16 protein-coding genes are annotated in these 24,786 nt (G+C 36.3%); 6 read left to right on the top strand and 10 right to left on the bottom strand.

The window, feature by feature from the left end:
• The first annotated feature begins 16 nt into the window (after window positions 1-16).
• Both Bccel_RS30665 and Bccel_RS30660 read left to right on the top strand, forming a co-directional pair.
• Window positions 17-1,339 carry a glycoside hydrolase family 5 protein gene (locus tag Bccel_RS30665; protein WP_082225117.1) on the top strand — a complete coding sequence of 441 codons (1,323 nt, stop codon included), beginning with the start codon at window positions 17-19 and terminating at the stop codon, window positions 1,337-1,339.
• 20 nt (window positions 1,340-1,359) lie between these two features.
• On the top strand, window positions 1,360-2,418 hold the full coding sequence (locus tag Bccel_RS30660) for an SGNH/GDSL hydrolase family protein (protein ID WP_082225116.1): 1,059 nt from the start codon (window positions 1,360-1,362) through the stop codon (window positions 2,416-2,418).
• Between the two features lie 150 nt (window positions 2,419-2,568).
• Here the strand turns inward: Bccel_RS30660 and Bccel_RS03410 are convergent, their stop codons facing one another.
• From Bccel_RS03410 to Bccel_RS03400, 3 genes are all read right to left on the bottom strand, one after another.
• Window positions 2,569-2,805 (bottom strand): ferritin family protein, encoded by a 237-nt coding sequence (locus Bccel_RS03410; protein ID WP_242853137.1) that lies wholly within the window; start codon window positions 2,803-2,805, stop codon window positions 2,569-2,571.
• Between the two features lie 157 nt (window positions 2,806-2,962).
• Window positions 2,963-14,701 carry an S-layer homology domain-containing protein gene (locus tag Bccel_RS03405; RefSeq protein ID WP_082225115.1) on the bottom strand — a complete coding sequence of 3,913 codons (11,739 nt, stop codon included), beginning with the start codon at window positions 14,699-14,701 and terminating at the stop codon, window positions 2,963-2,965.
• Between the two features lie 83 nt (window positions 14,702-14,784).
• The gene (locus Bccel_RS03400) at window positions 14,785-15,378 is read right to left on the bottom strand and encodes a hypothetical protein (RefSeq protein WP_050753054.1); all 594 of its coding nucleotides are present in this window, start codon (window positions 15,376-15,378) and stop codon (window positions 14,785-14,787) included.
• Between the two features lie 320 nt (window positions 15,379-15,698).
• On the opposite strand from Bccel_RS03400, the gene Bccel_RS30055 reads away from it, so the two are divergent.
• The 3 genes from Bccel_RS30055 to Bccel_RS03385 all read left to right on the top strand — a co-directional run bounded on the left by Bccel_RS30055 (window position 15,699) and on the right by Bccel_RS03385 (window position 17,009).
• Window positions 15,699-15,914 carry a hypothetical protein gene (locus Bccel_RS30055; RefSeq protein WP_036943054.1) on the top strand — a complete coding sequence of 72 codons (216 nt, stop codon included), beginning with the start codon at window positions 15,699-15,701 and terminating at the stop codon, window positions 15,912-15,914.
• 249 nt (window positions 15,915-16,163) lie between these two features.
• Complete coding sequence (locus Bccel_RS30655) at window positions 16,164-16,490, top strand: hypothetical protein (protein WP_036943052.1); 327 nt, start codon at window positions 16,164-16,166, stop codon at window positions 16,488-16,490.
• A 126-nt stretch (window positions 16,491-16,616) separates the two neighbouring features.
• Entirely contained in the window at window positions 16,617-17,009 is a 393-nt protein-coding gene (locus Bccel_RS03385) for a hypothetical protein (RefSeq protein WP_036943048.1), read from the top strand.
• 73 nt (window positions 17,010-17,082) lie between these two features.
• Here Bccel_RS03385 and rpoD read toward each other — a convergent pair whose 3' ends face one another.
• The 4 genes from rpoD to Bccel_RS03365 all read right to left on the bottom strand — a co-directional run bounded on the left by rpoD (window position 17,083) and on the right by Bccel_RS03365 (window position 21,999).
• Window positions 17,083-18,162 (bottom strand): RNA polymerase sigma factor RpoD, encoded by a 1,080-nt coding sequence (gene rpoD, locus Bccel_RS03380; protein WP_036943046.1) that lies wholly within the window; start codon window positions 18,160-18,162, stop codon window positions 17,083-17,085.
• A 30-nt stretch (window positions 18,163-18,192) separates the two neighbouring features.
• The gene (gene dnaG / locus Bccel_RS03375; protein ID WP_036943045.1) at window positions 18,193-20,004 is read right to left on the bottom strand and encodes a DNA primase; all 1,812 of its coding nucleotides are present in this window, start codon (window positions 20,002-20,004) and stop codon (window positions 18,193-18,195) included.
• A gap of 428 nt (window positions 20,005-20,432) precedes the next feature.
• The gene (locus Bccel_RS03370; RefSeq protein WP_036943043.1) at window positions 20,433-21,431 is read right to left on the bottom strand and encodes a deoxyguanosinetriphosphate triphosphohydrolase; all 999 of its coding nucleotides are present in this window, start codon (window positions 21,429-21,431) and stop codon (window positions 20,433-20,435) included.
• Window positions 21,432-21,687: 256 nt separating this feature from the next.
• A complete protein-coding gene (locus Bccel_RS03365) occupies window positions 21,688-21,999 on the bottom strand; it encodes a DUF6514 family protein (protein WP_036943042.1) in 312 nt (103 codons plus the stop codon).
• A gap of 352 nt (window positions 22,000-22,351) precedes the next feature.
• Between Bccel_RS03365 and Bccel_RS03360 the strand changes: the two genes are divergently transcribed.
• Window positions 22,352-22,624, top strand: a complete 273-nt coding sequence (locus Bccel_RS03360; protein WP_036943040.1) for a hypothetical protein — start codon at window positions 22,352-22,354, stop codon at window positions 22,622-22,624.
• Between the two features lie 62 nt (window positions 22,625-22,686).
• Here the strand turns inward: Bccel_RS03360 and panD are convergent, their stop codons facing one another.
• From panD to panB, 3 genes are read right to left on the bottom strand one after another with little or no spacing between them, the layout of a single operon-like run.
• Entirely contained in the window at window positions 22,687-23,076 is a 390-nt protein-coding gene (gene panD / locus Bccel_RS03355) for an aspartate 1-decarboxylase (RefSeq protein WP_036943038.1), read from the bottom strand.
• Between the two features lie 3 nt (window positions 23,077-23,079).
• Window positions 23,080-23,925, bottom strand: coding sequence for a pantoate--beta-alanine ligase (gene panC, locus Bccel_RS03350; protein ID WP_036943035.1), 846 nt, complete (start codon window positions 23,923-23,925; stop codon window positions 23,080-23,082).
• A complete protein-coding gene (panB, locus tag Bccel_RS03345) occupies window positions 23,926-24,768 on the bottom strand; it encodes a 3-methyl-2-oxobutanoate hydroxymethyltransferase (RefSeq protein ID WP_036943032.1) in 843 nt (280 codons plus the stop codon). It abuts the gene before it with no gap.
• Window positions 24,769-24,786 lie beyond the last annotated feature (18 nt).

Below are 24,786 nucleotides of genomic sequence, written 5' to 3'. Positions count from 1 at the left end.
TATGGAGGTTGGTATAATGAGTAAAAAGTTTTTCGTTAGGGGAAAAGCCTCACTATTGGCGATTGTTTTTCTTCTTGTCACGATTCTTGGCAGTATGAATGTTACGGCATCTACTGCTAACACGGGTATGCGGGATATAACAGCTATTGATCTTGTAAAGGATATAAGGCTTGGCTGGAATTTGGGTAATACACTTGATGCACCTACCGAAACAGGCTGGGGAAATCCCAGAACAACCAAGGCAATGATAGACAAGGTAAAGGAAATGGGTTTTAACGCAGTGAGATTACCAGTAACATGGGATACTCATGTTGGAGCAGCCCCTGATTATAATATTGATCAAACATGGCTTAACAGGGTTGAGGAAGTAGTAAATTATGCTCTTGATAGCGATATGTACGTTATTTTAAATCTTCACCACGAAAACAAATGGCTTGTTCCTACATATGCAAAGGAAGCAGCAAGCAAAACACAGCTTACCAAGCTTTGGGAACAAATTGCAAACCGTTTTAAAAACTACAGTGACTATCTTATATTTGAAACAATGAACGAACCAAGGGTAGAAGGTTCGGCTAATGAGTGGACAGGCGGAACAGCTGAAAACCGTGATGTAATAAACAATTTCAATTTGGCAGCAGTAAACACTATAAGAGCTACAGGCGGAAATAATGCCAAAAGGTTCATAATGGTTCCTCCCCATGCAGCAGCTGCTATGGATGTTACTCTAAACGATTTTAAAATACCAAACGACGATAATAAAGTCATTGTATCAATACATGCTTACTCCCCATATTTCTTTGCTATGGATATAAACGGAACTTCAACTTGGGGAACTTCTTCTGATAAATCTTCACTTACTTCAGAATTCAATGCACTTTATAATAGGTTTATAAGTAAAGGACGAGCTGTAATTATCGGTGAATTCGGTACCATAGATAAAAACAACCTCTCTTCCAGAACAGCCCATGCCGAATATTATGCTCAGGAAGCAAGAGCTAAGGGTATTGCTTTATTTTGGTGGGATAACGGTTATTATGCACCGGGTAAGGCAGAAACATATGCTTTGTTAAATAGGTCTGCACTTACATGGTATTATCCTGATATAGCCAATGCACTTGTAAAGGGTTCCGGCGGAACTCAAAATACACCAGCTGCAACTGCCACACCCACAAACACTCCAACACCTACTAAAGTAACAACTACAAATTCGTCCAATCCATCTTCATATCCTGAAGATATCAATGGGGATAAAGCAGTAAATATGGCCGATGTGGTATTGATAGCTTCCCACTTTAACGCAACATTGGCACAACCGATTATGACAAAAGATGCGATATAAATAATGACGGATCTATAAACATGAGTGATGTTATTTTGGTCGCTTTAGTGTTTAATAAAGTAATAGAAGACACTTCACCAACACCTGTTCCATCATCCTCTCCGGCAGTACTATATAACGGAAGATTCGATTTTTCAGACCCTAAGGGCCCAAAATGTGCTTGGTCAGGCAGTAATGCAGAGTTAAACTTCTCCGGAACACAGGTCAGTGCAACAATAAAATCTACAGGGGAAAACTGGTTTCAAGCTATTATAGACGGTAAAGAACTCACTCCTTTCTCTGTTAACGGCACAACATCTACTGTAACTTTAGCAAGCGATCTTACAAATGGAACCCACAAGCTTGTTTTATGGAAAAGAACTGAAGCTTCCCAGGGTGAAGCACAGTTCTTAGGCTTTGATTTCGGACAAGGTAAACTCCTTGCTGCTCCAGCTCCTTTAGAAAGAAAGATTGAATTTATCGGCGACTCTATCACCTGTGCATATGGAAATGAAGGAAAAGCAAAAGAAGAGCACTTTACAGCAAAGAATGAAAACAGTTATTTATCATATGCTGCCATTACAGCACGTTCATTGAACGCTAGTGCAAATATTATTGCCTGGTCAGGAATTGGCCTTACAATGAACTATGGAGGTCAAGCAGGCCCAATTATAGGGGACCGTTACCCTCTTACACTTCCAAATAGCGGAGTTAAATGGGATTTTAAAAACTATGTACCTCAGGTAGTTGTTATCAATCTTGGTACAAATGATTTTTCAACTACTGCTGCAGAAAAGACAAAATTTATAACTTCATATAACAATCTTATAACTACAGTTCGCACTAACTATCCAAATGCACATATATTCTGCACAATGGGTCCAATGCTTTGGGGTACAGGCCTGGAATCATCTTACAACTACATGAATGAAGTTGTTAATGGTTTTAAAACAAAGGGAGATACTAAAGTATACTTCCTTGAATATCCACAACAATCTGAAAGCAACGGATACGGTGAAGATTGGCACCCAAGCCTTAAAACTCACCAATTAATGGCTGATCAGCTTACTAAAGAAATAAAGATTAAGCTTGGATGGTAATTACTTTTTATAGCTTTATAGCATACAATTTCATTTCTCACACATAAATAAAATTGATTTTACTGTAAATTTCTCTTACAGTAAAATCAATTTTTATTTATAGCAAATTATGCGGATGTTATTTCTTAGCCATTACTAATCGTACTTTTACTACTGGTTATCACCTTCGCTTTTATAATTCAATATAATTTCTCTTAGCTTTGTAGCATGCATTCCTTCATCTTCAGCAAACTGCTTGAAAACATTTTTAATCTCTTCATCTTCAATCCTTTTTGAATACATCTCAAAGTCTCTAACTAGCTCCTTTGAGTTTTCCCAAGCTCTTAAAAGTCTATCGTAGGTGGTCATTTCCACTTCATTTTTATTTTCACTGTTAAATCCCATCATTAATCTCCCTCTTCTGTTTATTTTTCTTTATTTTTTCCTGGAGATTATTTTGATATACTATATATTTATAAGTTGTATTTTATTTCAAGCACAATTAGGGATTATAAAATGCCTCACAAAGTTTTTTCAAACAAGCTTTGTGAGGCATTTTATTACATTACTTTACTTTTGGAGAAGTTGCAGCCATTATATCTCCATATGCCCAATGTTTTTTTGCAACATCTATGAAACTTGGTTCTGAACTCTTTAATGGTGCAATTCCTAAAATCCTGTTAATAATGGAAACACATTCTGAACGTTTAACATTGTTTGCAGGTTTAAATGTACCATCGGGATACCCTTTAATATATCCCCCTGAAACAAGTCCCATTATATACCCTTTTGCCCAGTGCTTATCAATATCATTTAATTTTGTATCACCTTTATCAATAGCTTTAATACTTATGTATTTGGACAATACAACCGAAAGCTCTGCTCTTGTTATAAAATTATCCGGTCTATATGTCTTGTCACTGTAGCCGTTGAAAATTCCCTTTTCGGTCACATAACTGATAGCCCAAGCTGCCCAATGATTATTCTTGACATCTTTAAATATTAAACTTTCTGTTTGCTTCTGTGACACACCGTCCAAGTTAGCCAGAATCACTGCCATTTCAGCTCTTGTAAGCCCTTTATCCGGTCTGAATGTTTTATCAGTAAAACCTTTCATGTAAGGAACATTCTTTTTATTTTCTCCTCCGGTTGAAGGCACATCAGGAGTCGGTACAACAATTACAGGCTTATCTGATGGTTTTGTACCGTTATCTTTTGGCTCATCCGTTGGATTGTTTTTATCTGTCTGATTATTTCCGTTATCACCATTACCTTTATCAGATGTACCAGGAGTTTGAACCGGTATAGTTGTATTATTCTGATTCTGCCCTGGAGTTGGTGTCGGGGTTGGTGTTGGCGTTGGTGAAGGACCGTCATCCTCTATAATTCCTGTTCCATCCGGGTCCTCCATTGGTCTTATAACAGTAAAATCGATGTTATTTGAATAATCATATTCACTTTGCAGGGCTTCAACCTTTGCATATAACTTAACTCTGTTTTCTATCTGCTCATCAGTTGGTTTGAATTGGAATGCAACTTTTTTATCCATAAGAGGGTTAATATCTTTAATTTCTTTTTCTGCAATAATGTTTTTAAATTCCTTATCGGTTGATATGTAAACTTTCACTTTATCCAAACTGCTGTATCCTGAATTTTTTACATCAACGAAAACTGTGCCGCTATTTTTAGAATATAATTCATTATAAACGCCTGTAATTTCCACATCAGTATATGATTTCTCCAGTGTTGCAGCATTATTTATAGGATCGCTGTCATCGGCTGCTTCTACAACCGCCTTTAACTTAAAGCCTGATGCATTTTGCTGTACCTTCCATGGAAAACTTGCCAAAACTGAATTTCCAGGGCTTAATATCGCTTCCGGCATATCTTTTACTGCAACCAGCTTATCACTTTCATATAAAGAAACTTTTATACCTTTTACAGTAATATCTCCTACATTTTTAACAGTAGCTATAACAGTTGTATCTTCTCCCGGAAGAGGCTTGCCGTTTTCAAAATACACTCCATTTTCCAAAATAGCCAGATCGGCTTTTCTGATATAGTTGGTAGAAGTTAATGATGTATTATCCCTGTAGTAAATCTTTTTGTCCTCATCAAACTTATATTGGGATTTATTGTATACAGCCGTTACCGAATCTCCCAGGCCAGCCAGTGTTATACCCTTTGGTATTTCCATGGTATTAAACTTATTCATTGTTCCTTCTGTCCAGGAAGAGCTTTCTTCATCAAAAGTACTTATATAAAGTTTTTTCTCTCCTGCTGATGCACTTGTCCACGCCAAAGCAACTCCTTTTTCTGTGTTGGCTGCACTAAGCTCCAAAACACCCTCAACCTGTGTTGAATTGATTATTATCTGAGCACCGTAAGGCCTTTCAAGAGAAACCTTATATATGGTTCCGTCATTTTGCCAGAATGCAGTAGGTTCTTCATTGTAAAGAGCTATAGTAGTATGACTGTCCTCATTACTGTTATCAATAAGTTCTGTAGGGTTAGACCAGCTCTTGCCGTCAAAGCGTGTAACATATGCCTTGTTTATTCCTTCATCCGAATATGCATTTGTAACAAAAACATAATATGCCTTACCGTTATACATATATAATTTGCCTTCCGTAACGTTAGCCGCACCTGTAACAAAAGCCTTAGGTTCACTCCATCCGCTTCCATCATTATATACATAGTATAAATCATCCGGCTGTTCCAAATTGCCTTTTAAACTGCCCTTCCCGTTATTTACCCACACTGCCATGACTTTGCCGTCATTTGCCGCAATTTCAGGAAGCTTAATTATACCTTCTGTTTTTTTACTAATTTGTTCCTTCCATGATTTTGTGCCTGCATCAAACTTTGCAATGGATATTCCCATTTTTCCTAGGACATTCTTTGTAATGTCATCCTCTGACATGGCAGCGGATGCACCCATTTCTTCCTCCATATCCAGCCATGATGCATATATATTTTCGCCATCTGCTGCTAGACTTGGATAAGCATCCCCTGTTCCGTCAATATCTATTTGTACAGGCTGTGACCATGTTCCATCCCTATATACAGATGAGTATACTGAAGTTCTGTTATTATCAGTTCTTTTACTGTCATCACCTATATAAACCATTAACATGTCACCGATTTTTTTATCCACAGCTGATATTTTAGCACTCGAATCAGGGTAAGCATCCTTTATAATTTCTTCTTTTCCAACCCATTTTTGATTTTGCAAATAGCCTCTAGGAGCACTTTTGTAAACTATACCTTCATTTGCAACATTCGGTGGTGCAGCAAGCATTCCTGACATTCTTCTATTTTGATTACCTTGATATAAAACCCAAGTTTTTTCTCCAAGGGTATTCTCATCTGAGAAAAACCAGAGATAACCATAGCCTACACCATAAGATAATGTGAGCTCTGTCCTCCAGGTTGGAACATTTACATCAAGCTCTCCCTTGACAAAAAACTCTCCTGATAAAAGTCCATATCCTACCTCTGCTCCTATAGCCCCTTTTATTCCCAGGTGCAAGTTTGCCTGTACTTCAGTTACCAGGTCACTTATACTGTCAAAGCTCGATACATCCGGGATTGAGGCGTTAACAATAAGCTGAACTCCTCCCTCCAGCTCTACAGCTGCATAACCTGATAATAAAGCACCTCCAAAATACACATCCAGCGGAACACTATATTTGAACTCTACTGTGAAGCTAGCCCCGGTAACGACATTTACATCCATTCTTTCCAATTCCCATCTCAAAGCAGCATCATTATATGTAAGCACTGTATCAAAGGTTGCACTTAATTCTCCGCCAATATTAATCCTGCGGCTTCCTTCACCGTCAGATCCATGATCCCACTCTGCAAGTCCGCCCAAAAATTCTCCTGAAACTCCTCCCTTATTGGTAATAGTTACTTTAGCATTTAAAAAATCATATTCAACATCCATATCAATAGAAGGATTTATAGGTATCAGCTTCGTGGAACAGAATATGCCGCTATCTCCAGGGAATGGTACATTTGAGTCACTACCGTTTAAAAATTCATTAGCATCATTTATACCCTCAATTTCAGGATTGAATGATAATTCATTTGGTATTACCCCACTATCAAAAAGCCAATCAACAGTATCTAATATTTTCAATTCCGGTGCCATAACCAGCTTGGCATCCACATAATTCGATGTAAAATCACCATATGGACCGCTTGTTTTGATTGCAAACTTCAATCTATCTCCAATTGCCATCCTATTTTTTATATCCCAAATAGTTACTATTTGGTCTGTTTCAGATCCGCTGTACTTTTCATTGCCGTTTTTATCCACTATTTTATATATGTATTCGGTAACTTCTCCATTGCCCTTTAAATCTGTATCAATTCTAAAGTTAACAGAGCTTCCAATAAGATTTAAAGGAACAATTGAACTTCTATAGTTGCTGCTGCTTGAACACCACGAGACAACCTTGGTTATTTCAGGTACTTTGCTTAAATAAACAGTAACATAACTTCCATCTCTAAGATCCCTGTCTATATTTTTCTCTGGAAAACCCGCTGCCTTTACTGTTATTGTGTCACCGTCAAACATAATATCATTAAAACTGAAATTACCGTTTGCATCAGTAGTACGTGTATTTGAACCTATTATTACCGTTGCTCCCGATACAGGTTTACTTTCATCCTTGTTCCAAACCCTACCCGAAACGCTTCCAAACTCCGTTTCTGATAAAAGATTCTGGTCCAAAACCCTTATCCCTAATGTATCGGAGATTTTGGTATCGGATGTAACCTTTATGCTGAAATAGCCTTTACCTGAATCGTTTATCTTTACAGCATCTATACTTCCGCCTTTATATATGTATTCCCCGTTTTTGTCTGTAGTTATTTCCTGTGTTACATCAAAAAGGCCATCACCTATGGTAAGTTTGCAAGCTTCCTTTACCACTACATCTTTTGAAATTCCTCTGCCGGTCTTAATCTTTAAATCAGGCATTACATCGTTTGCCCTGGATCTGTATCTAATAAGGTCAATAGAATCCGTCTCTGTTTCTCTTCCTGTATGAGGGTCAATGACATATATTGTGGGTTTCACCCTTCCAAAGGTTCCATATTCCACAGGCCTTATCTCTATTGGTATTTTCATTCCTCCTAAAGCCGTAGATGCATACTCGGTAAGTTTAAGTCCTACATTGTTGTTACCTTCAAATTTTGCAGGGTCTATAGAGTACTCAGACCATAATATCTCACCCGGTTTTAAAACCTCATGGGAAGTGTTTATAAGAGCCATGCTGGTGCTTGTCTTATAGCTTCTTATATATTCGGAATCCTGCATGCTTATTTTAGGTCTGTACAAATCAGAATTTCTTTCATTTTTAAAACCCACCCTGTATAGAAGCTTATCATTTGGATATTTTACTTCCTCAACCTCTATAAAAAGCTTTAGCCTTGAGCTGTCTTCCACTTTAATTGGCTCAGCAGGAGCAAACCTTGCTGATATTGTCTCATTAAACGATTCTAAAATCCCGCTGAAATCTGCAGATATGTTATAGCTGCCTGGATTATCTCCACGTATTATCCAGTTTAAAACCTTGCCGCTATTGGCAGGCAGAGTGCCTATTTCTGTAGTTTTTGCACTGCCTCCTGCTATGGAAAGCCCGGATGGTATATTTAAGTTAACAACACAGTTTTCTATATCATACGCTCCCTGGGTATTAACCAAATGGAGCTTAACATCAAAGAAATCCTTAAGCCAGGAAGTTCCTCCCGGTACATCAAGAAGTACTGTCACCGGTGCACTTCCGGAACTTCCGCTCCTTGGTACTGTGCTGACATATAAAGTCCTGTCACCGATTGAAGAAGAGCTCACATAAGAAGAATTTGATGTGTTTGCTATATGCGTTATTGTATATGGCTTGTTTTGATATACAAGATTAATCTGGTACCTAAATACATTCTGATTTCCAGGTGCCGTAACATCTATACCTGCCTTCTTAATCTCATCGAGAGTCATCTTTGTTGCTGTCATACTTCCAATAACCACTTCCGACTTTTTAAGAACCAGCTTTAAAGTATTGGATTTTCCAGCTATAACAAGTACTTCCTGCTGCGATGGAGCATATCCGGATTTATAGGCACCTATTTTGTATGTGCCCGGCTCCATATTAAGTGACAAACTTCCTGTAGAATCAGATGTACTCTTGTATTGATCAGCTTCACCCAAATTTACAAAAACATCGGTAAAGGGAAGTCTATTTCCCTGATCATCTATTATTGAAACTTCAACAGTACCCGCAACTCCCTTTTTTATAATTGTAACCAACCTTGATGTAAGGCTTTGGTTTCCAGAAGTATCAGTTACTTTAAGCACCACGCTGTAAGTCCCAACATTGCTAAACTGGTGCTTTACAGTGCTGCCTTCCATTGTTTTTCCGTCACCGAAATCCCATTCATATTTTGCTATCTTTACATTGTCATATGATGAAGTACCGTCAAACTCTACAACTGCGTCCATTTCAGCAGATGAAATACAGTTTATAACAGCTTGAGGCATTATATCATCCACATCTAATGGAGAAATAGCCCTACTCTCTTTAAAAGATGTGTTACCCAGCCCATCTATTGCTATAACCTTGTATACGTACTGGCATGAAGGATCGAGGCTTGTATCCAAAACATTATTTGCTGATTTGGAGTATTCCCCTATAAGTGTATAGAAACTTGAGCCTGATATTCTGCGGTAAACCTTGTAAACCGCTATGTCTTCATCTTCACATGACCAGGATACATAAATCCCCATGTTACGTGCAACCACATCTACTACAGGAGTCTTTGGAGGCACATTATCAACAGTGTAGTCAGCATATTCAAAGCTGCTTTTATTTCCCTTTGCGTCTACCGCATATGCTCTAACCTTTATAACAGTTCCTGCAGGGTACTTTGAAGTATCCAATTCGGCTGAAAACCCATCAGAGGAATATGCCGTGTCAAATACCATTAAATCTGTCCAATCATTTTCTCCTGTTTTAAATTGTGCTGCTATCTTTGAAAGCCTTATATTGTCCATTGCAGTTACAGCCAAATTCAGCTTATTGCCTATGACAGCATTGTTATTTGGGTATATGCTTGTGATCTGCGGAGGCAAATCATCGGTTATATCATCTATACTAAGTCTTACTGCCTTCACAGGCTCACTGGTTTCACCTGTATTTCCTGCTATATCGGTACAGGACACCTTGTAATAATAAGTAACTCCTGTCTTGGCACTTTGGTCTATAAAATTCAAGGTATTGGAATTTGCAGCTAATGTTATGTATTCACCGTTAATACTCTCGGCTCTTAGCACATCAAATCCTTTTACATAGGGCTCAGAGTTCATGCCCCATTTAAGTTCAATATAGTCAACAGTACTTGATACCGATACATCAGATACCTTTTGTGGTGCAGTCCTGTCTATTATATACTGGTTATAAGAAGCAGCCCCTGTACTGTTACTGTTATTGCCGCTTGTATCTGCAGCTATAGCCCTAATATAGTAGGGTCCTTCCCTGATCTCAGAAACATCAAGATTATAGTTTACGGTGCTTATCTTATTGATATAACTCATGGATACTGAGGTTACATCCTCCCACACTGCCCCGTCCATAGATTCCTGTATTGTTATGCTTTTTACTCCCACATTATCCTCTGCTGTAATGCAAAGTGGTATGGAATTGGCATAACATGAGGGATAAGGCCAGATAGATTTAATAGTAGGGTTTATAAAGTCATCTGTTTTTTGTATGGTTATGGGCTTGGAGAAGTCCTGATTAGTAAAGCTGTCAACGTCAATTACAGTATATCTTATAATGTATTCACCGCTTTCGTATCCATCAATACTCCATATCGTGCTGAACAAGAGGCCATCAGGAGTAGTAGTGTATTGTGAAACTGTAGCAATACGAGTCCAATTTGCCCCTTTATCATTTGAATATGCAAAAACTACTCTTATATTGGTGTTATTCAAAATATCACTTGTTATAGCTTTCAATACCAAAGTCTTGTTTGTTGAAGCTACTACGTTATAGCTGCCGTCATAGGCATCCTTTACAGTTACAGTTTGAATTGAATGAACAACAGGCTCACTTAACCCGGAATAGTTCATTGATGGATCAAAGGCTTTTATTCTGTAGCTGTATTCTATACCTTTTACAAGATTGGAATCTGTATAGCTTGTTGTATAAGAAACCCCGATTTTTTCATCATTTCTGTATATCTCATATCCGGCAACATAGCTGTTATCTGTTGATGGTTCCCATGACAAGGTGATGCTTCTACCAGCATTGGAGCTTATATGAAGATATTTTGGTGTTTCAGGAGCGATGGTATCTCCGACAGTTACAATTATTTGGGCGGCTTCCGACTGATTTCCAGCTAAGTCCGTTGCCATAACCTTATATGTATAAGTTTGGCCTTTTGTAAGTCCTGTTGCCACATAATACTTTTCCCTATATTGGTTTTCAATAATCTTACCGTCTCTCCACAATGTATAATTGCAATTGCTGCGGTCATTTACATCCCATGAAATTCTTACGCTGTTGACCCCCTGAGCTATTGTGTTATAGTCTCTTAACACAGGTGCCATTGTATCAACCCAAGTTTGGTGATAGTTATAACTTGTTCTTCCCATATTATCGGTTATGTAAATCCTATAATAGCCATCCTTTGGAATATTCAACGAGCCTTCAAATTTACCTTCCTCATTTGCAATTACAGTGATTAAGTAAGGATATCCTCCTGTAGAAGATCCGTTATCTTTGAGGGGATATGCATAAATGGTAACATTGCTTCCGGTAGTTGCATTACTACCTGAAATAGTTATATTTTGTTTTTTATACGCCGGAGCCAGATTTGAGATTTGAATTGCTGTTACAGGCTCAGGGTCTACAATTTCCCTGAAATCTACTGTTTTAGTATCTGTTATATTTCCAAATACATCTGCTGAATAAATCTCAAACTTTATAAGATTACCTGCTGAATCTTGCGGTATTTCATAAGAATAAAAATCATTTGCATCATCCTTTGACAGTTTCACATATTGAATGTCGGTTGAAGAGTATAGTGAATTAGCTGTGGCTTTTGCCATAGATGCTACAGCACCTTGCCAGTACAATACAAGCCATACCGAGTGTGGATTATTTGAGACACTGGCGTAAATAGGCAAACCATTCTCATATGTTTTATCCTTCTCTGGAGAAATTACTTTTATCTCGTTTTTATCTGATGCCAGGTACGCCTTAAAAGTTAATATTTCACTTTCCTTTTCATTGTCATCAGCAAACTGGAAATAAAGCAGCTTAATCCTTCCTGCATTTTCAAACTTGTAATTGATGCTGTTTGTTACAGGTTGGTAACTCATTTCTTTTAGCTTTTCCAGGCTTTCGGCAAACCGAACCTTGTTATAATACATGGTCTTTATAATTAATTCTACATTATTACTTGCTATTAATGGACTTTTTTCAGGTGAATCTATCCATTCCTTTGCTGATATTAAGGGCTTTAACATCATGGGACCTGAGTAATAAAAGTAGGCAACCCCTATAGTGCTTCCATTGAGTTTTACTGCAACATTATAGTTTCCGATTGGCAAACCTTGAAGACTGTTTTCATCCAGCTCCAAAACATTTTCTCCATGTTTCTTTGTAAGTGTAATATCACCTTTAACCCTTGTTACATTATTATAATCAGTAATATCCGCAGTATAAACCCCTTCATCACTAAGGTCTTTACCATAGATAAGATATGGCACCCCATTTTTAATATGATCTATAAAAGGACTGCTGCTTTTTTGGGAAACTGTATACTGCACAGTATATTTAATTGTATTGTCGGCACCATACATGCGTAATGTATATCCCCCATAACTTAAAGGGATATCTGTTTTCACATCCATGTAAATAGCATCTGAATCTCTTTTCAAACTACCAGGAACCACACTTAAGTCATAAACCATATCAAAAGAATCTTTTACATCAAAAGATAGTGAATCAATATCATAACATAAAGGCAATGACAATGTAACCCTATCACTTCCGTATACAGCCTCGTGTACACTAAAGGAAGGTGCCTCATAGGGCTTAATCAATTTGATGAATTTATTAAGACTGTAAAAATTTTCGCCGGCTTTTAAGCACAATTCAAAAACTCTGTCTTGTGCAACTTGTGACAAATCAACCTCTATGGAAATATCTTTATATTCCCCATCAAAGTAAGTTTTTTCAGTTTTCCATGTGCCTAATTCAATCTCCTGATTATTTTCTGCATCTTTTAGCACTAGCTTGTAATCTTCAGGTACGTTCTTTATAAAACCATAATTTAACTCTAACGGTTCCTTGAAGGACAAATCATACAGCAGACAATCAGTTCCCAAAGAATTTTTATATGTAGAATAGGAACAATAATGCTGTATGTTTAATGAGTTTTCGTCAATATATGGTTTTGATGATTTGTAAAAATATTCATAATCACTGCCGTTAATTCTTATAAAGTATTGGACATCATCAACTAATGCTTTTTGTAACTGCAGCTTTCCTGATATCATTATCTGACTCATGCTATAATGGGAATTAACATCATAAAGGGATGCACTCTTTTTTATGGTGTCTTTAATTACCGATCCATAAATCTCATTATTTGCAACAAGCTCAATATTTATTTTGCTGTTATCAGTTCCCATTATTCCGTTTTCTATTTCGTAGCCGCTTATGGTAAATTCAATCTCCCCTTCTGCAGGTAATGCAGGAGGATAAAAAGTAATATTTTTTGATACATTTGAAACAGTTGTCTGCGGCATGCTAAAACCAATGCTCGAAGTAACTACTTCATTGTTATATGAAGGCCTTTTGTATTTAAATTCAATATAGTATGATGCACCGGGAATAAGAATTGGCAGACCATTATCCTGAGGGAAATCTATCACAAAGGTGCCGTTGTTATCCGGTTTAGCCCCTGTAACCTGGGAAATTGGCACACTTAACGATTGGCTTTCTCTATAAAGAATTACATCATAATCCAGTTTGTTATCACATTGATATGTTGGAATACTTATTTTTAATTTTTCAGCATCCAATACAGTGGGGGATTTTAAGTTCAGGTAATCACCATTTGGATAAGCTTCTATGTAAGTTCCTGCTGTATTTAAATATAACTTCCCCAGGTAGTTGATTCTTACACTATACTTTTTTGTAGCTTCAAGCGGTTTATTTATGCGTAAATTATAACGAATATATGTTATATTATCTGTTCCTGAGTAATAGGAATCATATGCATAATCAACCTGTGAAGCTACAATCTCTCCTGCTAAGTCTATAAGCTCTACTGAAATATCATTGGGTTTAATGCTGCCGAAGTTGTAAAACTCGGCATAAACAGTGAGCTTGGAGCTGCTGTTATAAAGTGAATCATAAGAAATATTGTTAAGCACAAGTCCTTTTGTTGGAATAATTTTTGCATTGGTGCCAAACTCACCGACACCTGCAACCATTTTCAGTTTATAATCCTTGCCCTCTTGTAGAGGCTCTACAAAGGATAAATCTGGAATATCTGCATAGTATAATTTTTTAACAAATTTTGATGTGTCGTATTCATAATGGTTTATTGAATAATAATTTTCAAACAAATCTTCATGCTGCGTATATGTACTTCCTGTACTGGTATCGGCACTTGTGCCGATTATTCTATCACCGTCAAATACAATAAACTTGCCTTTATCAGTATTTACTCCTTTGAAATAGACCCTTTGCTGACCATTATAAGAATTAGACTTAAACACTATGCTTTGCGAAGGAACATACAAGAAAGTGGAACTTCCAACTTCAATTATACTTTCACATGTATCTATTACTATATTGCCTTCATTATCATAGCAGGTAATTTTTATTGTATATTCATCATGTTCCACAGCCCTACCAAACTCACAAACAAACTGCAGTATGTTATCATCAGGTGTTCCCATAGCTCCTCTTATGGATTGTGCAGGAATTTCAGATATTTTATCTATCAATTCATCGCCCTTAAACAGCTCTGCCCTTATAAGTATGTCTCTATCCAATATTCCATAAAGCTTATCAGCCGAAATGTTAGGAAGGGTAACAACAATTGAAGCGTTTTCATCACCCGTATATGTATTATCAACAAATGTATATGTAAAAGAATTTGCATTTGATCTATACTTTTTGACGGAAAACTCCGTTGCATCGTCTGAGCTAACCGAAGAGAGATTAATCAAATACTGCTGCCCCTTATACATCTTACACGCAATGGAATCGCTCATTTGGGGATAAGTCCTGTTCCATCCTATAGTGTTATTCTGACTATCGTTTACGTATATGTATGGAATCTTTATACTTGATGCAGTTATTTTATAATAATCCGTGGTATCAGGGTAAATACAAACGTATAGTATGATTTATACTCACTGCTGTTTTCATTTAGAATTTTCACTTCATTTTCATTAACATTGATGGCATCATCAGGTATATCCATTGAGGAAAGTGACTTTAGTGTTCTACTTTTTGATAAAATACCACCAGTCTTTACCTCTTTGGGTAATACCTGCCTTAATATGTCTGCCTTAGCGGTAGTGGACTTTTTAAGGCTGGCATCACTATCCGTTCCCTCTTTTTTATCAATGAGAGGCAGTACAATACCGTTTTGTTGAACCGAAGATTCATAAGGCATATTGGTATTGGTTTTGATGTTGTCTATGATAGGTTCAGCTGCCTCTCCTGATGCTTTTTCAGAATTCATTTCTAGAGTTGTTTTAGGAGTTGTTTTAGGAGTTGTTTCAGATGCATTTTCATCTAATGCTTCTGTAGCAGTCGTAGTTGCCGCTACGTTTTGGAGAAAATCGCTGGTGTTTGCAGAAACACTCCCACCAGTTACTAACATATTGGCCAATAAAGGCACAACAATCAATAACGCGATCCTTTTGATTAACCTTTTATTCAATTTTTTCATCCCCCTATAAATTAATTTATATTAAAAGTTAATTAGCTCCCTAAAGTTCAAGAGCTAATATTATCTATATTTAAAGGCTTAGTTTAAAGATTTATCACTTTGATTTTTTTAAAGTTATCGACAAAAATTTATTATGTTAACTACATAGTACTATATTTTAGGTATTTATTCAAGCAAGTCTATAGTGATTCAATATTTAAAAATCAAATGCAATTAAAGTACATAAACGGACGAAATGCTCAAAATATGGTAGAATATTACAAGAAAGATATAATTGATATACTTCCGACCATCAATGGCTTGGAGAGCTTATGTTCACCTATAGACTTGGCACGGGGGCTTGGACTAAAGCATTTACAAACCAATCCGGAGATGTGAGGCAGCAAAGCCAGAGCGGCAGCACTGTGACGGTTAGTTATCAGAACTCGGGCAATTCCCAGGGAATTAAGAATTTCCAGCTAACAGAAACCTACTCCCTGGTTAATGACTACCTCCTATGGCAAATGGAATACCGGCCTTATGGGTGAGCTGACCACGCCTGAAATCATACAAGCTTTAAAGGATGAGGGTTATACAACTGAGGCCAACGACATTGTTAAAAAGATGGCTACAAAGTATAACAACTTCTAAAACACCAAATATCCTTACGGTTCAGAATACAGTTATGACAATACAGGCGAGGAAGCAGTCTACACACTTGCAAAAATGAATAATAACAAAACCATGATGTCAAAAATCAACGATAAGACAAGAGCCTGCCGGGGTGTACAACCTGCATGGTATTACTACGCCAATCCAGTGACCATTTGCGGCGAAAATTGGTGGAACTTCCAATACACAACCTCTTTAACATGACTGAAGTAATTAAAATCGCCAAAGTGTTCAACTCTGTGTCAGGGGATGCGAATTATTTGGAAGAGTGTGATTTAAATAATGACAAGACTATAAATATGTCTGATGTTTTGATCATTGCTGCACATTTTAATGCAGTTCCAGGAAATTATCCTTCAATAGCTCCAACTAATACAATACAAAAGAAGTGTGGAAAGATAACCCACCCCTCACACCAATTAACATTAATCCATATGGAAAACCTTCTCTGACAATTCCAAATGGTTATATTCTATTAAATGAGAGATCTAACGGAACATCACAGGTATCAAAAGATACACAAATCTCCATCCTTAATCGTATTAATGAAGACCTAAAATGGGAGGGTTCATATCCATTTGTTGAAACTGATTCCAGACAAAAACAAGCTTCCAAGATATACAGGAAGAAATAATATACCTATTTCGGTCAACTCGGGAGCAACAGAAGTTACCGTAGATTTTGCACCTGATCTACAAGGAAGCAATGGAACTACAGCCGATATGAGAGCTCAAATAGTTTACCGAGCTGCAGACGGCACTACAGTATTCAGTTCACCTGTATCAAGCGGCAAAACCACTCTTAAACTGGCCAAAGCACCCAAGAATGGTGTTGTAACGGTAGTCATAAGCAATGTAACAATGGGTGGATACAAGAATGCCAAATCTTACGGTTGGGACACTACAGAAAAATTCGGATATAAGATTCAGGTAACTGGAGGAACCGTTCAGTATAGCAATATAGCAGTATAGCAATCATCAATCATTATGTAATTAGGTATGAATGAAAAATGACTTACATAGAAAAAACTCGATTTAATCGAGTTTAATCCAAGTAATCTTTTAACTTTTTGCTCCTGCTGGGATGCCTTAGTTTTCTTAACGCCTTTGCTTCGATCTGACGAATTCTTTCCCTGGTAACGTTAAATTCCTTACCAACTTCTTCAAGGGTGCGGGCTCTTCCGTCATCCAAGCCGAAACGAAGTCTTAATACCTTTTCTTCCCTTGCTGTAAGAGTATCAAGTACATCTATAAGCTGCTCTTTTAATAAAGTAAATGCAGCAGCTTCAGCAGGTGCCGGAGCATCATCATCCGGGATAAAATCTCCCAAATGACTGTCTTCTTCTTCACCAATAGGTGTTTCCAAAGAAACAGGCTCCTGAGATATCTTCATAATCTCCCTGACCTTGTCAACAGACATTCCCATTTCCTTAGCAATTTCTTCAGGTGCAGGCTCTCTTCCAAGCTCTTGTAATAGCTGTCTCGACACCCTAATAAGCTTGTTTATGGTTTCAACCATATGAACAGGTATCCTTATTGTACGTGCCTGATCCGCTATTGCTCTGGTTATGGCTTGTCTTATCCACCAGGTTGCATAGGTACTGAATTTATAACCCTTTGTATAATCAAACTTTTCAACTGCTTTAATAAGTCCCAGATTACCTTCCTGGATCAAGTCCAGAAATAGCATTCCTCTTCCTACATATCTCTTGGCTATGCTGACAACAAGTCTTAAATTTGCTTCAGCTAAACGGCGTTTTGCTTCCGCATCGCCTTTTTCCATCCTTCTTGCAAGATCTATTTCCTCATCAGCCGATAATAGGGGCACCTTTCCAATTTCCTTCAAATACATCCTGACAGGGTCATCTATGCTGATGCCCTCCGGAATGGAAATATCAAGATCCTCTTCAGTCAATTGAATGTCTTCTATCTCAGCATCTATATCTCCAACTACATCTATACCTACATTTTCTAATGTTTCATATATTTTCTCTATTTGATCAGGCTCAAGATCAATCTCTTCAAATGCATCCATAATTTCTTTATATGTCAGCATTCCTTTAGCCTTACCTCTGTCGACCAACTCTTTTAATACTGCTTTCCTGCTCTCATTGTTTGGTTTCAACAGTTACCCTCCCTTCAACACAACTCATATTTAAAGGCTTTTTTGCTTCTGTAATAACAGCTTCAGTTCCTCTTTTAATTGTTCAACATCTCCTTCTATTAAATCATTTTTACCACTTAAAAGTTCTAAGATTTCCTTGCGTCTTTTTTCAAGTTTGATAATTTCAATCTTTTTTAATATATCTAAAACAGCCTTTTTATTGTCTTCAAAATTGCATTCATCTTGAATTATTCTTGAATACTCATTTGCTGCCTCTGTCCCTATGACACTAAATAGTTCTGCAGCTACAATGCCCTTATTATTCTCAAGCTTATCCAATACAATTGAAGCAATTTGCCTGTTTTCATCAATGAAATAATCCCTGTTTATCCTGTCTTTAATTAGTTTGTAAACACTATTGTCAATTGAAAAGAGCATTATAAGCATTCTTTCCAAGTGTATTAGCTTATCCAAATCTCTATTTTCACTATTATTAACGCTTTTATTGTCTTTAAAACCTTTCATATCAATAATAGATTTTTTTATTTCACCTTTCGGCTTGGTTCTTTTCATAACCTCAGCATACAGAGATTCCTCAGATATACCATAATCTTTAGAAAGCTTTTTAATATTTATTTCTCTTTCAAGCCTATTGTCAACTTTTGTGAGAACATCTGCAGTCTTGTTTAAAAATTTTAATTTTCCGTCAGTTGTTTCCACATCTATTTGGTTCTTTAGATACTTAATCTTGTATTCAATAAGTGACAGTGAGCCTTCAATAAGCTTTCTAAAGGCGGCTTGGCCATTTTTTTTGATGAACTCATCCGGATCTTTTCCATCCGGTACCGTCAGTACTTTAACATTACATCCAATATCGTTCAACAGGTCAAGACCTCGCATTGCTGCTGATTGACCAGCCATATCCGCATCATAACAGATAATTATTTCTTCAGCATATTTTTTTAATATTCTGCCCTGACTTTCCGTCAGTGCTGTACCAAGAGAAGCTACAGTATTTATTATGCCATTCTGGTGTAAAGATATTACATCCATATAACCCTCAACAATAATGAGAGTATTATCACCTGAGTTTTTAGCATAATTTAATGCATACAGATTTCTTCCCTTATTATAAACTAAGGTTTCGGGAGAGTTCATATACTTAGGTTCTTTATAACCCATATTATCAGTTTTTGCATCCCCTATAATCCTTCCGCCAAAACCGATTACATTTCCTCTTAAATCAAATATAGGAAATATAACCCTTCCTCTAAATCTGTCAAAATACCCGCCGTTTTTATTGGGAATCAATAAGCCGCTTTCTTTTAAAGCTTCATACGAAAACCCCAAAGTGCTTAAATGTTTGTGCAGTAAGTCCCAATCATCCAGGGAATAACCGATTCCAAATTTTCTTATTGTATTTTCACTAATTTTTCGGTTATTTAAATACTTTAATGCTATCTCACCTTTTGGCGAATTCAATTGCTTATGAAAAAAACGTGCAGTTTCGACATTAATTTTCAAAATCTCTTGCTTAAGCTTCTGAGTTCTTTTTTCTTCTTCACTATCACCTTCCGGTAACTGTATTCTAGCCCTATCGGCTAGTAGCCTAACTGCTTCTATAAAATCAAGGTTTTCAGCGTTCATAATAAAATGAAATACATTCCCGCCTTTTCCGCATCCAAAACATCTGAACATCTGTCTGGATGGTGTTACACTAAATGAAGGCGTTTTTTCTTTATGGAAAGGACACAAACCAAAAAGGTATTGCCCCTTTCGTTCCAATCTCACGTATTCACCTATTACATCAACAATATCATTATTAATTCTTATTTCTTCAATCTGTTCATCACTTAAACGCATTTAACAACCTCAACAACCATATATACCATATATAAAAAACACTAATTTTTCAAGTCCTAATTTCCTAAACATTTAATAAAAGTCTTAATTATAAGTATTTCTTCGACATATTTATAAATATTCCTTCTTTTTTTCATTATTTTATATATTTTAATATAATTATTTATATTTTCACAACTATTTATTAAAATAAATAAAAGAATTTTATTAAATAGTTGCTATTATATATTAAAAGCTATTTATATTTCATTGTTTTTACAAATATCTTAGTGATCAATTAATTATATTTTTCTTTATTTTTACAATCATATACCTTTCATCCAAATTTATTTAAAAATATCAATAGAATCCCCTAATATTTATTTTTTAACATTGCTAACAATAAATATTAGGGGATTGTTATATTAATATATCAATTACTAATATTATCAAAATCTCCATGACTCTGGAATAAATATGTCATGGAATTTTTTTACTGCATATCTATCTGTCATTCCCGCTACATAGTCGCATACTACTCTGTCAATCCCATATCTGTCAAGCCATTTTGCCGTTTCCTTAGGTATAAGCTCAGGTGTTTTTACAAGATATCGATACAATTCAGCCACTATATTTTGTGCCTTAATCTCATCCTTTTTAACAATGGATCCAACGTAGACATTTTCAAACATATACTGCCTCAGCTCATCCTTGGCCTTTTGAAACTCTTCACTCATTGAAATTCTTTCTTTATTGGTGCTGTTTTCAATGATATTTATAATCATGTTGTTTATTCTTTTACTTGAGCTTTTGCCCAACACATTTACGCATTCCTTAGGCAACATGTCTTCCGTAAGGACTTTTCCGCGAATTGCATCTTCTATGTCGTGATTTATATAAGCTATTCTATCTGCAAATTTTACCAGCTGCCCTTCCAATGTGGAAGCTATATTTTTCCCTGTATGATTCCTTATACCGTCCCTAACCTCCCATGTAAGATTAAGGCCCTCTTCTCTTTCTAAAATATCCACCACACGCAGGCTTTGCTCATTATGCTTAAACCCATGGGGGCAAACCCTGTCCAAAACCATTTCCCCTGAGTGCCCAAAGGGTGTATGCCCTAGATCGTGTCCTAGTGCTATAGCCTCTGTAAGGTCTTCATTTAACCTTAGGCTTCTTGCCAATGTACGAGCAATCTGTGAAACCTCAAGTGTATGAGTTAATCTTGTCCTGTAATGATCCCCTTCAGGAGATATAAAAACTTGTGTCTTATGTTTCAGTCGTCTAAATGCCTTGCTGTATACTATTCTGTCCCTATCCCTCTGGAAGTCAGTCCTGACCGTACACTTCACTTCTTCCTTTTCTCGACCTTTTGTTTTATTGCTCTTTATAGCAAACTCAGATAAAAATTTTTCTTCAAAGGATTCGTAATCTTCTCGGATTGACATAAAGCATACATCTCCTTTACAATGCTAAATTGTAATATTACGATAAAATTATTATATACTATATCATTAACAGATTAAATATTCAAGTTTTTTGGCATTTTACAGCAATCTGAGAAACTTTTTTATATTATTTTTAGGTCTGAAATAAAAAACGGCCCCTAATTTTAAGGCCGCTCCTTTTTATGTCTAAAAAATAATGTGTAAGATTAATAGTGATCTTAATGTGATTATTATTATTTATGTTACTCAAAAAATGTCATACTCCAATCAAGTCATCGAGAACAAATGGCAATGCAACAGGCGTTACTGAGTTCTTCACCATCTTATCCAATATGCTGCTAACACTGTCAACACTTGTTGATAGATTTCTCACGAATTCTGATTCGATGTCATCTTCTTCTGTTTTTTTAATAATTTCTATTCCGTATACCTTTTGCCCATATGCTGCATCCGAACCAAAGCTGTCACTTTCTAGCAAATAGTATTCTATTTCCATTTTTTCATTTCTTTCATCATTTGTATCATCAGCATTAATGTTGATTTTCCTCTGCAAATATTTTTTAATCATTTGTGTTCCTCCTTTGTAAAATATACAACATGGATTACAGTAATTATTAAAACTTCTGAATAAATTATATATTATTTTCAGTATATTTTAAACAAAAACATTTCGCTCAAAAGCCACTAATTTCAACACTTTACGCAACTTTTACCCTTAGATTTCGACAAAAGTTATGGTATCTGAAAAGATTCTGTTACCATTATTAATAATAATTCCCATTAATAAAATACATAACTTTCGCAGCCTGGCCTATATATTTAAATTGGCAACTCATCAAACATAGGAAAATATTAATCATTGAAGGTTATTGTGATATTATGTTAACATAAAGTAGATATTTTATATGGGGGTTAGTCCAATGTACTTTAATTTGACAAAAAATATAGAAAAAATAAGATCTGAATTTAACAATTTAGGAAAACCAAATAAAATTATTATCAAAGCGGGTTCCATAATATCCTTCATATTACTTATTTTAGGTGCCTTACTTATAGTCTGCAACCACTTTTTTCTAAATAAGGATTTATTCTACGAACTCGTAGCCAGAACTTTAGTAAAAAACAGCTTTACAATACTGGCAGAAGCTGTAATTGGAAGTCTGGTTTTAGATTATTTATTCAAAAAGAATTGATAAATTGTGATGTGAATACACTATAATTTATTAGACATTTATGAAGGCATATTTACCAATCCTTATGATTGGTAAATATGCCCATGTTTTTCTTCTCCCTTTATCTCTTTAACACTATTGTTTTCATCAACAAAAATTATTTTAGGAGTAAACTCCGAAGCTTCTTTCCTTTCAAACATACCGTATGAAATGATTATTATAATATCACCAGGATGTACAAGCCTTGCTGCAGCACCGTTTAAACAAATCATTCCGCTCCCTCGGCTGCCGGGAATAACATAAGTTTCAAACCTATGTCCATTGTTATTATTTACAATTTGCACCTTCTCATTTTTCATTAAATCTGCCGCTTCCATAAGATCTTCATCAATTGTTATGCTGCCTACATAGTCAAGATTTGCCTCAGTCACCTTTGCCCGGTGTATTTTTGATTTCATCAAAGTTATAAACATATTTTACACCTCCACAATCACATTATCTATAAGTCTTGTCTTACCAAACCTTACAGCTAACGCAATTAAAACTTTTCCATTTATAGTATCAACTTTTTCCAGATTAATTATATCTGTAATCTCAATATAATCAATTTCTGCAAAGCTTACTTCAGATATTCTCTCACTTATATGCCCTATTAATTTGGCGGCATCTCTTTCTCCATCTTTTATTAGCTGTTCCGCCTCAAAAAGTGATTTGGACAGAACCAATGCCCCAATGCGTTGTTCTGGCGTAAGATAAGTATTTCTAGAGCTCATGGCAAGCCCATCGCTTTCTCTTACTATAGGGCATGTTACTATCTCCAGGTTCATATTTAAGTCTCTCACCATCTTCTTTAAAACGATGACTTGCTGAGCATCCTTTTGACCAAAATAGGCCTTGTCCGGTTCAACTATATTAAAAAGCTTTGTCACAACAGTTGTTACCCCTTTAAAATGACTGGGACGTGATTTCCCGCATAATACATTTGTAATATCCTCAACATCAACATAGGTTTTATATCTTGCTGGATACATTTCATCTTTTAAAGGTGCAAATATCACATCAACTCCAGCTGCCTCGGCCATCTTTGTGTCTCTTGCCATATCTCTCGGATACTTGTCAAAGTCTTCATTAGGCCCAAACTGGGTAGGGTTAACAAAAATACTCATGATTGTAAAATCGTTTTCGTCCTTTGATGCTTTAACCAATGACATATGCCCCTGATGGAGATAACCCATTGTAGGAACAAATCCAATTGTCTTGCCTGAAGACTTTTGTGACCTTATAATAGCTTTTAAATCGCTTATTTTCTCTATAACTCTCATTTAAAATTCTCCCCTTAATATGTCAATAACTTCATCCTCTATCTTATATGAATTGCATGCTTGTGGAAAATACTTATTGGTTACGTCATTAATATAGTCTTTTGCAGACTGCTCTATAATATCACCTACACAAGCGTACTTTTTAACATGTTTGGGGCTAAAATCCCTGTATAATCCTACAGCATCATGTATTACAATTACCTGCCCATCACATTCCACACCGGAGCCTATACCAATGGTTGGAATACTAAGTTTCTCACTTATCAAGGCAGCAAGCCTCATCGGAATACATTCAAGTACAATTGAAAACACTCCTGCCTCCTGGAGGGCCAATGCATCCTTCAATAGCTTTCTTGCACCTTCTATGGTCTTACCTTGCACCTTGTGCCCGCCAAATATATTTATAGACTGAGGTGTATACCCTAAATGTCCCATTACCGGTATACCAGCCCTAATAATCGCCTTTATTTCATCCTTAAAATCTTCTCCGCCTTCAAGCTTAACAGCCTTGCAGCCTCCTTCAGATACCAACCTTGCAGCATTTCTAACACTGTCATATACACCGGTGTGATACGAGGTAAATGGCAAATCACTAACTACCATAGCACGTTTTGCACCTCTTACAACGGCTTTTGTATGGTGTATCATATCCTCAACTGTAACTTTAGTTGTATCTTCATAGCCAAGTACAACCATCCCAAGGGAATCTCCTACCAGTATACAGTCAATACCAGCTTGGTCAATTATCTTGGAGGTAGGATAGTCATAAGCGGTAAGCATTGTTATTTTTCTTCCGTCCATTTTGGCCTTCAAAAAATCCTTAGTAGTAAAATTGTTGTTCATAGTATGTCTCCCAAGTAT

Source organism: Pseudobacteroides cellulosolvens ATCC 35603 = DSM 2933 (assembly GCF_001262605.1).
Classification (GTDB): domain Bacteria; phylum Bacillota; class Clostridia; order Acetivibrionales; family DSM-2933; genus Pseudobacteroides; species Pseudobacteroides cellulosolvens.
This window is presented reverse-complemented; position numbering and strand designations above follow the sequence as displayed.

Excerpts from the sequence above, each read along its gene's own strand:
- Bccel_RS03360 (WP_036943040.1), top strand. The coding sequence starts at position 22,352 with ATGTACTTTAATTTGACAAAAAATATAGAAAAAATAAGATCTGAATTT.
- panD (WP_036943038.1), bottom strand. The coding sequence starts at position 23,076 with ATGTTTATAACTTTGATGAAATCAAAAATACACCGGGCAAAGGTGACT.
- panB (WP_036943032.1), bottom strand. The coding sequence starts at position 24,768 with ATGAACAACAATTTTACTACTAAGGATTTTTTGAAGGCCAAAATGGAC.
- Bccel_RS03405 (WP_082225115.1), bottom strand. The coding sequence starts at position 14,701 with ATGAGCGATTCCATTGCGTGTAAGATGTATAAGGGGCAGCAGTATTTG.
- dnaG (WP_036943045.1), bottom strand. The coding sequence starts at position 20,004 with ATGCGTTTAAGTGATGAACAGATTGAAGAAATAAGAATTAATAATGAT.
- Bccel_RS03370 (WP_036943043.1), bottom strand. The coding sequence starts at position 21,431 with ATGTCAATCCGAGAAGATTACGAATCCTTTGAAGAAAAATTTTTATCT.
- Bccel_RS30655 (WP_036943052.1), top strand. The coding sequence starts at position 16,164 with ATGGTATTACTACGCCAATCCAGTGACCATTTGCGGCGAAAATTGGTG.
- panC (WP_036943035.1), bottom strand. The coding sequence starts at position 23,925 with ATGAGAGTTATAGAGAAAATAAGCGATTTAAAAGCTATTATAAGGTCA.
- Bccel_RS03410 (WP_242853137.1), bottom strand. The coding sequence starts at position 2,805 with ATGATGGGATTTAACAGTGAAAATAAAAATGAAGTGGAAATGACCACC.
- Bccel_RS30055 (WP_036943054.1), top strand. The coding sequence starts at position 15,699 with ATGTTCACCTATAGACTTGGCACGGGGGCTTGGACTAAAGCATTTACA.
- Bccel_RS03365 (WP_036943042.1), bottom strand. The coding sequence starts at position 21,999 with ATGATTAAAAAATATTTGCAGAGGAAAATCAACATTAATGCTGATGAT.
- Bccel_RS30660 (WP_082225116.1), top strand. The coding sequence starts at position 1,360 with ATGAGTGATGTTATTTTGGTCGCTTTAGTGTTTAATAAAGTAATAGAA.
- Bccel_RS30665 (WP_082225117.1), top strand. The coding sequence starts at position 17 with ATGAGTAAAAAGTTTTTCGTTAGGGGAAAAGCCTCACTATTGGCGATT.